The 13,720-nt window shown below is 60.9% G+C and carries 8 protein-coding genes and 3 rRNA genes; 5 read left to right on the top strand and 6 right to left on the bottom strand.

The genetic code is table 11. The features are described from left to right. Positions 1-36: 36 nt before the first annotated feature. Entirely contained in the window at positions 37-504 is a 468-nt protein-coding gene (gene mce, locus G6N41_RS00270; RefSeq protein WP_198966263.1) for a methylmalonyl-CoA epimerase, read from the top strand. Here the strand turns inward: mce and G6N41_RS00275 are convergent. Then, positions 501-794: a hypothetical protein gene (locus G6N41_RS00275; protein ID WP_198966264.1), complete on the bottom strand. Its 294-nt coding sequence runs from the start codon at positions 792-794 to the stop codon at positions 501-503. The genes mce and G6N41_RS00275 overlap by 4 nt on opposite strands. A gap of 22 nt (positions 795-816) precedes the next feature. Then, positions 817-1,488 (bottom strand): endonuclease NucS, encoded by a 672-nt coding sequence (nucS, locus tag G6N41_RS00280; protein WP_012395662.1) that lies wholly within the window; start codon positions 1,486-1,488, stop codon positions 817-819. A gap of 45 nt (positions 1,489-1,533) precedes the next feature. Between nucS and G6N41_RS00285 the strand changes: the two genes are divergently transcribed. From G6N41_RS00285 to G6N41_RS00300, 4 genes are all read left to right on the top strand, one after another. Next, positions 1,534-3,174 (top strand): adenylate/guanylate cyclase domain-containing protein, encoded by a 1,641-nt coding sequence (locus tag G6N41_RS00285; RefSeq protein ID WP_198966265.1) that lies wholly within the window; start codon positions 1,534-1,536, stop codon positions 3,172-3,174. Positions 3,175-3,305: 131 nt separating this feature from the next. Further along, a complete protein-coding gene (locus G6N41_RS00290; protein WP_198966266.1) occupies positions 3,306-4,925 on the top strand; it encodes an adenylate/guanylate cyclase domain-containing protein in 1,620 nt (539 codons plus the stop codon). An 82-nt stretch (positions 4,926-5,007) separates the two neighbouring features. Then, a complete protein-coding gene (locus G6N41_RS00295; protein ID WP_198966267.1) occupies positions 5,008-6,495 on the top strand; it encodes a DNA-3-methyladenine glycosylase 2 family protein in 1,488 nt (495 codons plus the stop codon). Continuing rightward, entirely contained in the window at positions 6,492-7,010 is a 519-nt protein-coding gene (locus tag G6N41_RS00300) for a methylated-DNA--[protein]-cysteine S-methyltransferase (protein ID WP_198966268.1), read from the top strand. The genes G6N41_RS00295 and G6N41_RS00300 overlap by 4 nt, the downstream gene beginning before the upstream one ends. A 42-nt stretch (positions 7,011-7,052) precedes the next feature. On the opposite strand, the gene rrf is transcribed toward G6N41_RS00300, so the two are convergent. The 4 genes from rrf to murA all read right to left on the bottom strand — a co-directional run bounded on the left by rrf (position 7,053) and on the right by murA (position 13,714). Beyond that, positions 7,053-7,166, bottom strand: a 5S ribosomal RNA gene (gene rrf / locus G6N41_RS00305). Positions 7,167-7,257: 91 nt separating this feature from the next. Next, positions 7,258-10,362: ribosomal RNA gene (locus G6N41_RS00310) — 23S ribosomal RNA — on the bottom strand. Positions 10,363-10,637: 275 nt separating this feature from the next. Continuing rightward, a 16S ribosomal RNA gene (locus tag G6N41_RS00315) occupies positions 10,638-12,168 on the bottom strand. Together the 16S, 23S and 5S rRNA genes form the textbook arrangement of a ribosomal RNA operon. A gap of 292 nt (positions 12,169-12,460) precedes the next feature. After that, a complete protein-coding gene (murA, locus tag G6N41_RS00320) occupies positions 12,461-13,714 on the bottom strand; it encodes a UDP-N-acetylglucosamine 1-carboxyvinyltransferase (protein ID WP_198966269.1) in 1,254 nt (417 codons plus the stop codon). Positions 13,715-13,720: the final 6 nt, after the last annotated feature.

Below are 13,720 nucleotides of genomic sequence, written 5' to 3' on the forward strand. Positions count from 1 at the left end.
GAAGCAGATTCTCCGCTATGAGGTTACCGTTGTGTTATGACGACCGATCAAGTTGACGCCCGTCAGATTCTGGAAACCTCACTGGTGACCGGGCTCGATCACCTCGGCATCGCCGTCGCCGATCTAGATGCGGCCATCGAGTGGTACCACGACCACTTGGGGCTGATTCTAGTCCACGAGGAAGTCAACGACGACCAGGGAATCCGTGAGGCGATGCTGGCGGTGCCCAGCGCCCCCGAGACGGCCCAAATCCAGTTGATGGCGCCGATCGACGAGTCGTCAGTGATCGCGAAGTTCCTGCAGAAGCGGGGTCCGGGCATCCAGCAGTTCGCCTGCCGGGTAAGCAATCTCGAGAAACTGAGCGAGCAGCTGCGGGCTCAGGGCATCCGTTTGGTCTACGAAACCCCTCGACGGGGCACCGCGGATTCGCGGATCAACTTCATCCACCCGAAGGACGCGGGTGGCGTCCTCATCGAATTGGTGGAGCCGGCCCGCAGGGTCTAAGACCACTTACGCGTCGGACTGCGAGTTGCGCGGCTTGCCCAGCACGACGTGTGCCAGTGCCGCCGGTCGTCCGCCGATCCCGGTAGCTCAATCGGCCATACCACCACATGTGCAGTGCCCGAACGGATTTCGTGGTCGCACCCCGGACACCGATAGGTCTTGACGGCGCGGGCCGCCGCAATTGGGCGCACTTCGTAGTCGTAGCCGTCCGACCCTGCCTCCACCCTGCGCAACATCGGTGCGAAGGACATCGGCCGCTGCCGGCGTGGGGATCCGCGGCGCCGAGCCATCCGGCCAGTCTAATCGCGGCGCTCAGAACAGCCGGTACTCGTCACTGTCCATCCCACGCATCTTGTCGTAATCCAATGTCACACAACGGATACCCCGGTCGGTGGCCAGAGTGCGGGCCTGCGGCTTGATCTGTTGAGCCGCGAACACACCTTTCACCGGTGCCAGCACGCTGTCACGGTTGAGCAACTCGAGATAGCGGGTGAGCTGCTCCACACCGTCGATTTCACCGCGGCGCTTGATCTCCACCGCAACCGCTCCTCCGCTTTCATCGCGGCACAACAGGTCCACCGGCCCGATCGCGGTCATGTACTCCCGCCGGACCAGCGTGTACCCCTCCCCCAGCAGCTGAACATGCTCGGCGAGCAGCACCTGCAGGTGGGCCTCCACACCGTCCTTCACCAATCCGGGATCGACCCCCAGCTCGTGGCTGGAGTCGTGCTCGATTTCTTCGACGGAGATGCGCAGCTGTTCGCCACCCTTGTTGGTCACCACCCACACCGGTGAGTCGCCGCCGGGCTCTTCGGTCAACCAGCAGGGCGGACTCATCCAGTTCAACGGCTTATAGGCACGGTCGTCGGCATGCACGCTGACCGAACCATCGGCCTTGAACAACAGCAACCTGCGCGCGGACGGCAGATGTGCGGTGAGGCGGCCAACGTAGTCGACGGTGCATTGAGCAATGACTAGACGCACCCGAATCACCTTAGAGCGTGCCCGACAAATTAGGCTGACGCCACCATGCCGTCGACGAAGGCCGCCGAGACGGGCAGCAAGAAAGGCGCCAAGAAGGGCGTTTCGCAGCGCCTGGGGCGGGTGCTCGAAAGGGTGACCCGTCAAAGCGGGCGGCTGCCGGAGACACCGGCGTACGGCTCATGGCTGCTCGGTCGGGTCTCGGAAAGCCAACAACGCCGACGGATACGCATCCAAACGATCCTGACGGTCATGGTCGTGGTCGCGAATCTGCTCGGGATCGCGGTGTCCATCCTGCTGGTGACCGTCGCAATCCCATCACCGAGCGTTTTCACCGAAGCACCGTGGTGGATCACGTTCGTGGTGGTGCCGTCCTACATCGTGGTTGCGCTGGCGCTGGGAACGTATTGGATCACCCGACGGACGGTGCTTGCCCTGCGATGGGCGATCGAGGAACGCCAGCCGACGCCGGAGGACGAGCGCAACACATTCCTGGCCGCGTGGCGAGTGGCCGTCTTCGACCTGATTCTGTGGGGATCCGGAGCGGTCCTGCTGACGACTCTGTATGGCATGGCCAACACCATGTTCATCCCACGGTTTCTGTTCGCCGTGACATTCTGCGGGGTGCTGGTCGCCACCGGCAGCTATCTGCTCACCGAGTTTGCCTTGCGTCCGGTCGCGGCTCAGGCGTTGGCGGCGGGACCGCCGCCACGGCGATTGTCCTCGGGAATCATGGGCCGAACCATGATGGTGTGGCTGCTTGGTTCGGGAGTTCCGGTGGTCGGCATCGCCCTGGTCGCCGTCTTCCAGATTGCGTTGCGCAACCTGTCGGAGACCCAGTTCGCGGTCGGGGTACTCATCGTGTCGATGGCAACGCTGATCTTCGGTTTCATCCTGATGTGGATCATGTCGTGGCTGACCGCGACACCGGTGCGCGTGGTCCGTGCGGCGCTGCATCGGGTGGCCAACGGCGACCTGCAGCGGGATCTGGTGGTCTTCGACGGGACAGAGCTCGGCGAGCTGCAACGCGGTTTCAACACGATGGTCGACGGACTGCGCGAGCGTGAACGAGTGCGCGACCTGTTTGGCCGCCACGTCGGGCGCGAGGTGGCGATCGCGGCCGAACGGGAACGGCCCAAACTCGGCGGCGAAGAACGCCACGTCGCCGTGGTTTTTATCGACATCGTCGGCTCCACCAAATTGGTCACCAGCCAGCCGCCGGCCGATGTCGTCGCGCTGTTCAACCGGTTTTTCGCGGTGGTCGTCGACGAGGTGGATCGCCATCGCGGGCTGGTCAACAAGTTCGCGGGCGACGCATCGCTGGCGGTCTTCGGAGCGCCCAACCACCTCGAGCGGCCCGAGGATCAGGCCCTGGCCGCGGGGCGAGCCATCGCCGCACGGCTGGCCAGCGAAGTACCCGAATGCCAGGCGGGCATCGGTGTGGCGGCAGGACAGGTGGTGGCCGGCAACGTCGGTTCCAAGGAGCGCTTCGAGTACACGGTGATCGGCGAACCCGTCAACGAGGCCGCCCGCCTGTGCGAGCTCGCCAAAGACCACCCGGGCCGGTTGCTGGCGTCAGGGGCCGCACTCGACGGCGCCAGCCACGACGAACGTGCGCGCTGGTCTGTCGGCAAGACCGTGACACTACGCGGCCACGACCAACCCACCCGCCTGGCCGCACCCATCTGAAACCTGGCCGCGCTGGGAGTCCAGTTCCATACGGCCACCCCAACTCACCTGTCCACACCGAGACGGACCCGGCGATGTGGCGAATAAATTCCAGCCTCAAACAGCCGTCAAGGAACTAGGCTTGCGCAACCGTGGTCGCCACAAACACGGTAGTCCAGCGCTTGCGTCGAGCGTTGGAGAAGATTACCCAGCAGAGCGACCAGCTAACAGAAAACTATGCGTACGGCTCCCGGCTGCTCGGACAGTTGACGGAGACTCCACAACGCCGGCGAATCCGCATCCAGCTCATGCTGACCTCATCCATCATGGCCGCGAACCTGGTCGCGATAGGTGTCGCGTTGCTGCTGGTGTTCGTGGCCATCCAGGAGCCCAACGTCATTACCGAGGCGCCGAGATGGCTCACCTTCGGCGTCGGAGCCGGATATGACGTGACGGCATTTGTGGTCGGAAGCTTCTGGATTACCTCCAACACCGTTCGGGCCCTGCGTTGGTACATCGAGGGCCGCCCGTCCAACCGCGCCGAGAGTCGTGAAACCTTCCTGGTTCCGTCCCGAATCGCGGCTGTCCACCTGTTCTTGTGGGGACTGGGGACGTTGTTGTTCACCACCCTCTACGGCCTGATCGACATCCGCTTTATCCCGAAATATCTCTTCGCGGTCAGCTTTTGCGGAATCTTGGTGGCCACCGGCAGCTACCTACTCACCGAGTTCGCCTTGCGGCCGCTGACCGCTCAAGCTCTTGAAACAGGCCCCCCACCCCGACGGATCGTCTCGGGCATCATGGGGCGAACCATCCTGATCTGGCTGCTCGGTTCGGGCGTGCCGGTCGTGGGCATCGCTTTACTGGCGGTCTTCGAAATAGCGCTGTTGCACCTCACCGAGGTGGAATTCGCCGTGGGCGTATTGATTGCGTCCAGTGCAACCCTGGTCTTCGGGTTGTTGCTGATCGCTATCTCGGCGTGGCTGACGGCTACCCCGGTACGGGTCGTGCGGGCCGCACTCAAGCGCGTCGAACGAGGGGACCTACGGGGAGATGTTGTGGTCTTCGACGGCAGCGAACTCGGCGAGCTGCAGAGCGGCTTCAACTCCATGGTCGAGGGGCTGCGTGAGCGCGAACGCGTCCGCGACCTTTTCGGCCGCCACGTCGGACGCGAAGTTGCCGCGGCCGCGGAACGAAAGCCGCCGCAGCTGGGCGGCGAAGAGCGTTATGCCGCGGTTGTTTTCGTCGATATCATCGGCTCGACACAACTGGTGAGCAACCGGCCGGCCACAGACGTGGTGCAGTTGCTCAACCGATTTTTCGCGGCGATCGTCGATGAGGTGGAGCGTCACCGCGGCCTGGTCAACAAATTCGAAGGTGACGCCTCCCTGGCCATCTTCGGTGCGCCAAATCCACTCGAGTGCCCCGAAGTCGCGGCATTGAGCGCCGCACGGGCCATCGCCGGGCGACTCTGCACCGAGGTGCCGGAGTGCCGGGCGGGCATCGGCGTGGCCGCAGGACAAGTGGTCGCCGACAATGTCGGCGCCAATGAGCGGTTCGAATACACAGTGATCGGTGGACCGGTGAACGAGGCGGCCCGGCTGTGTGAACTGGCCAAATCGCATTCCGCCCGCCTAGTGGCATCCTCGGAAACGGTAGCCGGCGCAACCGAAACCGAACGTGCCCATTGGAATTTGGCGGAGACGGTGACACTTCGCGGCCGCGACCGGCCGACCCGCCTGGCCATCCCCGCCAACAGCCCACGCCCGTAGCCGTCGCCGGAGACCGCTGTCAGCTCACTTTGATGTCGTTTTTCCGCCAGTCATGACGCTGCGCAGGTGTAATCCTCTAAGGGTGCACGAAGACTTCGAACGCTGCTATCGGGCGGTCCAATCCAAGGACGCTCGGTTTGGCGGCTGGTTCGTGACCGCGGTGCTGACCACCCGGATCTACTGCCGGCCGAGTTGCCCCGTTCGCCCACCGTTCGCCCGCAACGTGCGGTTTCTTCCAACAGCTGCGGCAGCTCAACGTGAGGGCTTCCGGGCCTGCAAACGTTGCTGCCCTGACGCGTCACCGGGTTCGCCGGAATGGAACGTGCGCGGCGACATCGTCGCGAGGGCGATGCGGTTGGTTGCCGACGGCACCGTGGACCGCGAAGGTGTCACCGGGCTTGCCGCGAGTCTGGGCTACACCACACGCCAGCTGGAACGCCTGCTGCAGGCTGAGGTCGGCGCCGGTCCCCTCGCGCTGGCCCGCGCCCAACGGATGCAGACCGCACGGGTGCTGATCGAGACCACCGATCTGCCCTTCGGCGACGTGGCGTTTGCGGCCGGGTTCTCCAGTATCCGGCAGTTCAATGACACCATCCGCCTGGTTTGCGACAGCACACCAACGGCGTTGCGTCGACACGCTGCCGCGCGGTTCGGCGCACCCGCCGCCTCGCCGGGCACGGTATCCCTGCGCCTGCCGGTGCGAACCCCCTTTGCCTACCAGGGTGTCTTCGGCCACCTCGCCGCCGGGGCCGTGCCGGGTTGTGAGGAGGTCCGTGATGGTGCCTATCGACGCACGCTGCGACTGTCGTCCGGCAATGGCATCGTCACGCTGACACCCGCGCCCGACCACGTCCGGTGTCTACTGGTGCTCGACGATTTCCGCGACCTCGCGGCCGCCACAGCCAGATGCCGGCGCCTGCTCGATCTTGATGCCGACCCGGAGGCTGTTGTGGAGGCCCTCAGTGGCGACCCCGCTCTGGGCCCGGTAGTAGCCACGGCACCTGGGCAGCGCATACCCCGCACCGTGGACGAGGCAGAACTCGCCGTGCGCGCCGTGCTCGCACAACAGGTGTCGACCAAGGCTGCGCGTACCCACGCGGCCCGCCTGGTCACCGCCTACGGCCGACCGATCCACGATCAAGGCGGAACCTTGACTCATACCTTCCCGTCGGTGCAGGACCTGGCCGAAATCGACCCGATCCATCTGGCCGTCCCCAAGACCCGACAGCGCACCTTGAGCATGATGGTCGACGCCATCGCCGACCGAAGGGTGAACCTGGACGCCGGATGCGACTGGACTCGGGCGCGAGAGCAGCTGCTCGATATCCCCGGAGTCGGCCCATGGACCGCGGAAGTCATTGCCATGCGCGGGCTGGGCGACCCGGACGCGTTTCCGTTGGCAGACCTTGGCGTCCGGCTCGCCGCGAAACAGTTGGGCCTGCCCCAGCGTCAACCGGGTCTACTGGAGCGCAGTGCGCGCTGGCGTCCCTGGCGTTCGTATGCAACCCAACACCTTTGGACCACACTCGAGCATTCGGTAAACGATTGGCCACCACGGGAGGTTGCATGACTCACTACCGCATCATTGATAGCCCAATAGGACCGCTGACCCTGGCCGGGCATGACGGCGTGTTGACCAATCTGCGGATGGTCGACCAGACCTACGAACCCAGCCGCGTCGGCTGGGAAGTTGATGATGAGGCGTTCGCCGATGCGGTGAGCCAACTCGACGCCTATTTCGCTGGTGAGTGTTTCGACTTCGATCTGGCGCTAGACCTGCGTGGGACCGAGTTCCAGCGACGCGTCTGGCAGGCACTGCTGACAATTCCCTACGGCGACACCCGTTCCTATGGCGAAATTGCGGAGCGGATTGGTGCGCGGGGTGCGGCTCGTGCGGTTGGGCTGGCCAATGGCCGTAATCCGGTAGCGGTGATTGTTCCGTGCCATCGTGTGATTGGTGCCAGTGGGGGGCTTACCGGCTATGGGGGTGGCCTTGATCGGAAGCAGGCGCTGTTGGAGTTGGAGAGGGCGTGTGTGCCGGCGGATCTGACTGTGCGGGCGGATCTGACGTTATTCGATTGTTGACATGCAAAAACACCCCCAGAGTATGGGGGTGTTTTTGTGTATGTTCGGCGGTGTCCTACTTTTCCACCCGAGCTGGGCAGTATCATCGGCGCTGACAGGCTTAGCTTCCGGGTTCGGAATGGGACCGGGCGTTTCCCTGTCGCTGTGGCCGCCGTAACTCTATTTAAATTTGTGCTGATGGGGGGTGTGGTGTTCTTCGACAGTAATTGTCTAAGAACATGGATATGTGGTTGCGAGGCGTTTTTGTGTTGGTAAGTTTTCGGCCGGTTAGTGCCAGTTCCCTTCACACATTACTGTGCTTCCAGGTCTGACCTATCGAACCCGTCGTCTGCGGGGGGCCTTATCCCACCAAGTGGGTGAGAAACCTGATCTTGGAGAAGGTTTCCCGCTTAGATGCTTTCAGCGGTTATCCTTTTCGAACGTGGCTATCCAGCGGTGCCCCTGGTGGGACAACTGGTGTACCAGAGGTTCGTCCGTCCCGGTCCTCTCGTACTAGGGACAGGTTTCCTCAAGTTTCTGACGCGCGCGGCGGATAGAGACCGAACTGTCTCACGACGTTCTAAACCCAGCTCGCGTGCCGCTTTAATGGGCGAACAGCCCAACCCTTGGGACCTGCTCCAGCCCCAGGATGCGACGAGCCGACATCGAGGTGCCAAACCATCCCGTCGATATGGACTCTTGGGGAAGATCAGCCTGTTATCCCCGGGGTACCTTTTATCCGTTGAGCGACACCCCTTCCACTCAGAGGTGCCGGATCACTAGTCCCGACTTTCGTCCCTGCTTGACTTGTAGGTCTCGCAGTCAAGCTCCCTTGTGCACTTACACTCGTCACCTGATTGCCGTCCAGGTTGAGGGAACCTTTGGGCGCCTCCGTTACATTTTAGGAGGCAACCGCCCCAGTTAAACTACCCGCCAGGCAATGTCCGTGAACCCGATTCAGGGTTCGACGTTAGGTGTCCAATACGATCAGAGTGGTATTTCAACAATGACTCCGCCCCAACTGGCGTTGGAGTTTCACAGTCTCCCACCTATCCTACACAAACCGAACCGAACACCAATACCAAGTTGTAGTGAAGGTCCCGGGGTCTTTTCGTCCTGCCGCGCGTAACGAGCATCTTTACTCGTAGTGCAATTTCGCCGAGCCTATGGTTGAGACAGTTGGGGAGTCGTTACGCCATTCGTGCAGGTCGGAACTTACCCGACAAGGAATTTCGCTACCTTAGGATGGTTATAGTTACCACCGCCGTTTACTGGGGCTTAAATTCTCCGCTTCACCCTTACGAGTTAACGGGTCCTCTTAACCTTCCAGCACCGGGCAGGCGTCAGTCCGTATACATCGTCTTGCGACTTCGCACGGACCTGTGTTTTTAGTAAACAGTCGCTCCCCACTGGTTTCTGCGACCGAATCCCGCTCCCACCGCAAGGGTGTTCACGGTATTCCGGTCCCCCTTCTCCCGAAGTTACGGGGGCATTTTGCCGAGTTCCTTAACCATAGTTATCTCGTACGCCTTGGTATTCTCTACCTGACCACCTGTGTTGGTTTGGGGTACGGGCCGTGTGTGTGCTCGCTAGAGGCTTTTCTTGGCAGCAGAGGATGACCGAATTCGCCTCAATCGGCTATGCATCACCTCTCAGGATTAATGAGCGACGGATTTGCCTATCGCTCTCCCTACGGGCTTGCCCCAGTATTACCACTGACTGGTACGGCTGCCTTCCTGCGTCACCCCGTCGCTTGACTAGTACCAACGAAGGTTCCACGCAGCCCCCGAACTCCACGCCCCCGAAGGGGAATGATCGATCCGGTTTTGGGTGGTTAGTACCGCTGATTCATCACGGGCGCGCACACACGGGTACGGGAATATCAACCCGTTGTCCATCGACTACGCCTGTCGGCCTCGCCTTAGGTCCCGACTCACCCTGGGCGGACTGGCCTGGCCCAGGAACCCTTGGTCTTTCGGCGGGCAAGGTTCTCACTTGCCTTATCGCTACTCATGCCTGCATTCTCACTCCCCCATCCTCCACCACCGGTTACCCGGCAGCTTCGCTGAATGAGGGACGCTCCCCTACCCAACCTTGCGGTTGTCGCGGCTTCGGCGGTGTGCTTGAGCCCCGCTACATTATCGGCGCACGATCACTTGACCAGTGAGCTATTACGCACTCTTTCAAGGGTGGCTGCTTCTAAGCCAACCTCCTGGTTGTCTCTGCGACTGCACATCCTTTTCCACTTAGCACACGCTTTGGGGCCTTAGCCGGCGATCTGGGCTGTTTCCCTCTCGACGTACGGAGCTTATCCCCCGCCGTCTCACTGCCACGCTTCACACCACGGCATTCGGAGTTTGGCTGACGTCAGTAACCTAGTAGGGCCCATCGGCCATCCAGTAGCTCTACCTCCGTGGTGAAACACGCAACGCTGCACCTAAATGCATTTCGGGGAGAACCAGCTATCACGGAGTTTGATTGGCCTTTCACCCCTACCCACAGCTCATCCCCTCAGTCTTCAACCTAAGTGGGTTCGGGCCTCCACGCGGTCTTACCCGCGCTTCACCCTGGCCATGGGTAGATCACTCCGCTTCGGGTCCAGAACATGCCACTACACCCCTTACGGGGATACGCCCTATTCAGACTCGCTTTCGCTGCGGCTACCCCACTCGGGTTAACCTCGCGACATGTCCCTGACTCGCAGGCTCATTCTTCAAAAGGCACGCCATCACCCCACGAGGAGGCTCTGACGGATTGTAGGCGCACGGTTTCAGGTACTCTTTCACTCCCCTCCCGGGGTACTTTTCACCATTCCCTCACGGTACTAATCCGCTATCGGTCATCGAGTAGTATTTAGGCTTACCGGGTGGTCCCGGCAGATTCACAGCAGATTCCACGGGCCCGCTGCTACTCGGGAGTTGATACTAGGCAGGCGCCGGGTTTTCACGTACCGGGCTCTCACCGTCTACGGCAGACCATCCCAGGCCATTTCCGTTAACTGCGGCACTTTCTGACTGCCTCTCAGCCAGGTAGAGCTGAGACATATCATTCCCACAACCCCGCACACACAACCCCTACCCGGTTAAACATGCGTGCGGTTTCGCCGTTTTCCGCGTTCGCTCGCCACTACTTACGGAATCACAATTGTTTTCTTTTCCTACGGGTACTGAGATGTTTCACTTCCCCGCGTTCCCCCCCGCACCCTATATATTCAGGTGCGGGTAACACGACATCACTCGTGCTGGGTTTCCCCATTCGGAAATCCTCGGATCCACGCTAGGTTGACAGCTCCCCGAGGCATATCGCAGCCTCCCACGTCCTTCATCGGCTCTCGATGCCAAGGCATCCACCATGCGCCCTTAAACACTTATAAACACAAAAACCAAAGAATAAAATTGCACAACAGAACACGCCACCAAAAGGCAGCGCATCCAATTGATGCTCGCAACCACTATCCAATTCTCAAACACCACACCCCACCACCAAGATGGTGGGACAACATCCCGAAACCAGCAGAGATGTTGCCTCAGGACCCAATAGTGTGTCTGGCTTGCTTGTTGTTGTGCACCCGGCTTCCGTCCACTACAGACGAGAACCCCTCACGGCTTACACCCCACCAATTGGAGTGTTTATCGTGGTGCTCCTTAGAAAGGAGGTGATCCAGCCGCACCTTCCGGTACGGCTACCTTGTTACGACTTCGTCCCAATCGCCGATCCCACCTTCGACAGCTCCCTCCCAAAGGGTTAAGCCACTGGCTTCGGGTGTTACCGACTTTCATGACGTGACGGGCGGTGTGTACAAGGCCCGGGAACGTATTCACCGCAGCGTTGCTGATCTGCGATTACTAGCGACTCCGACTTCACGGGGTCGAGTTGCAGACCCCGATCCGAACTGAGACCGGCTTTAAAGGATTCGCTTAACCTCGCGGCATCGCAGCCCTTTGTACCGGCCATTGTAGCATGTGTGAAGCCCTGGACATAAGGGGCATGATGACTTGACGTCATCCCCACCTTCCTCCGAGTTGACCCCGGCAGTCTCTCACGAGTCCCCACCATTACGTGCTGGCAACATGAGACAAGGGTTGCGCTCGTTGCGGGACTTAACCCAACATCTCACGACACGAGCTGACGACAGCCATGCACCACCTGCACACAGGCCACAAGGGAACGCCTATCTCTAGACGCGTCCTGTGCATGTCAAACCCAGGTAAGGTTCTTCGCGTTGCATCGAATTAATCCACATGCTCCGCCGCTTGTGCGGGCCCCCGTCAATTCCTTTGAGTTTTAGCCTTGCGGCCGTACTCCCCAGGCGGGGTACTTAATGCGTTAGCTACGGCACGGATCCCAAGGAAGGAAACCCACACCTAGTACCCACCGTTTACGGCGTGGACTACCAGGGTATCTAATCCTGTTCGCTCCCCACGCTTTCGCTCCTCAGCGTCAGTTACTGCCCAGAGACCCGCCTTCGCCACCGGTGTTCCTCCTGATATCTGCGCATTCCACCGCTACACCAGGAATTCCAGTCTCCCCTGCAGTACTCTAGTCTGCCCGTATCGCCCGCACGCTCACAGTTAAGCCGTGAGATTTCACGAACAACGCGACAAACCACCTACGAGCTCTTTACGCCCAGTAATTCCGGACAACGCTCGCACCCTACGTATTACCGCGGCTGCTGGCACGTAGTTGGCCGGTGCTTCTTCTCCACCTACCGTCAATCCGAGAAAACCCGAACCTTCGTCGATGGTGAAAGAGGTTTACAACCCGAAGGCCGTCATCCCCCACGCGGCGTCGCTGCATCAGGCTTGCGCCCATTGTGCAATATTCCCCACTGCTGCCTCCCGTAGGAGTCTGGGCCGTATCTCAGTCCCAGTGTGGCCGGACACCCTCTCAGGCCGGCTACCCGTCGTCGCCTTGGTAGGCCGTTACCCCACCAACAAGCTGATAGGCCGCGGGCTCATCCCACACCGCAAAAGCTTTCCACCACAGGACATGAATCCCGTGGTCCTATCCGGTATTAGACCCAGTTTCCCAGGCTTATCCCGAAGTGCAGGGCAGATCGCCCACGTGTTACTCACCCGTTCGCCACTCGAGTATCTCCGAGGAGACCTTTCCGTTCGACTTGCATGTGTTAAGCACGCCGCCAGCGTTCGTCCTGAGCCAGGATCAAACTCTCCAAACAAAAGCCCCTCGATAAAGAGGTGAATTCACAATCAGAGATCCCTGACAAGACGCCAATAAACTGGCGTCTAAAAAAACGACTACTCCCTCACACGGGGGTGATAAGATGTAGTCCAAAAAAACTACAACAAAACATAACACCAAACACACTATTGAGTTCTCAAACAACATTTTTTACTCGCACTCGCCCCTCTTCGGGGCAACCCTGCCAGGATAATACAGATCCGGCAGGAAAGTCAAACTCGGATTTTCGATCTTCTCAGTGAAGCCCGCGCCTTCGAGCTTGGCCTTGGCTACTGTACCCGCTCAATCTCCGCTCCCAAAATCCCCAGGTAATCGACGAAAAGTGGGTAGCCACGGTCGATGTGGAACACGTCGTGAACCTCGGTCTCGCCGTCAGCGACCAAGCCCGCCAACACCAAACCGGCGCCGGCGCGGATGTCGGAACACCAGACTGGAGCGCTCGACAACTGAGGCAGACCACGCACTACGGCATGGTGTCCGTCGGTGCGGGCATCCGCTCCCAGCCTGATCATCTCTTCGACGAATCGGAACCTGGCCTCGAACACGTTCTCGGTGATCATCGACGTGCCGTAGGCGATCGACGCCAGTGCGATCGCCATTGGCTGCAAATCGGTCGGAAACCCCGGAAACGGCAAGGTCGCGACATTGACAGCCTTGGGCCGCTCGTACTGCACGATGCGAAAACTGTCGTCGGTCTGCGTAACGGTGGCACCGGTGTCGTACAACTTGTGCAAAACCAGCTGCAGATGCGATGGATCGATACCCGTCACGGTGATGTCGCCACGGGTCATCGCCGCAGCGATACCCCAGGTAGCGGCGACGATGCGGTCGCCAATCACGCGGTGCTCGGTCGGGTGTAACCGGGGAACGCCGGTAATCGTCATCGTCGGCGAGCCGGCACCCTCGATCTGCGCCCCCATCTGATTAAGCATCGTGCAAAGGTCAACCACATCGGGCTCGCGTGCCGCATTGTGGATGGTCGTCACGCCCTCGGCGACCACCGCGGCCATCAAGATGTTCTCCGTAGCCCCGACCGAGGGGAATTCCAGCTGAATCTCCGCGCCGCGCAGGGTGTCTGCCTGGGCCACCACACACCCATGCTCGATATTGCACTGCGCGCCCAGTTGACGCAGGCCAGCCTGGTGCATGTCCAACGGCCGGGACCCGATCGCATCTCCGCCCGGCAGCGCAACCTTGGCCCGTTTACATCGTCCGACCAGGGGTCCGAGCACACATACGGAAGCCCGAAACTGCCGCACTGCCGCGAAGTCTGCGTCATATTTCGGCTCGTCGGGCGAGGTAATGCGGGCCACATCTCCGTCGAGTTCGACGGTGGCGCCGAGCCCGCGCAACACCTCTGCCATCAGCGGCACATCGAGGATGTCGGGGCAGTTGGTGATTGTGCTGGTTCCCTCGGCCAGCAGCGTCGCTGCCATGAGCTTGAGCACACTGTTTTTAGCGCCCCCAACAGCGACTTCGCCTGACAACCGGTTCCCACCGGTGACCACGAATCGCTCCGCCACCCGCGT

The organism is Mycobacterium shottsii (assembly GCF_010728525.1).
Lineage (GTDB): Bacteria > Actinomycetota > Actinomycetes > Mycobacteriales > Mycobacteriaceae > Mycobacterium > Mycobacterium marinum.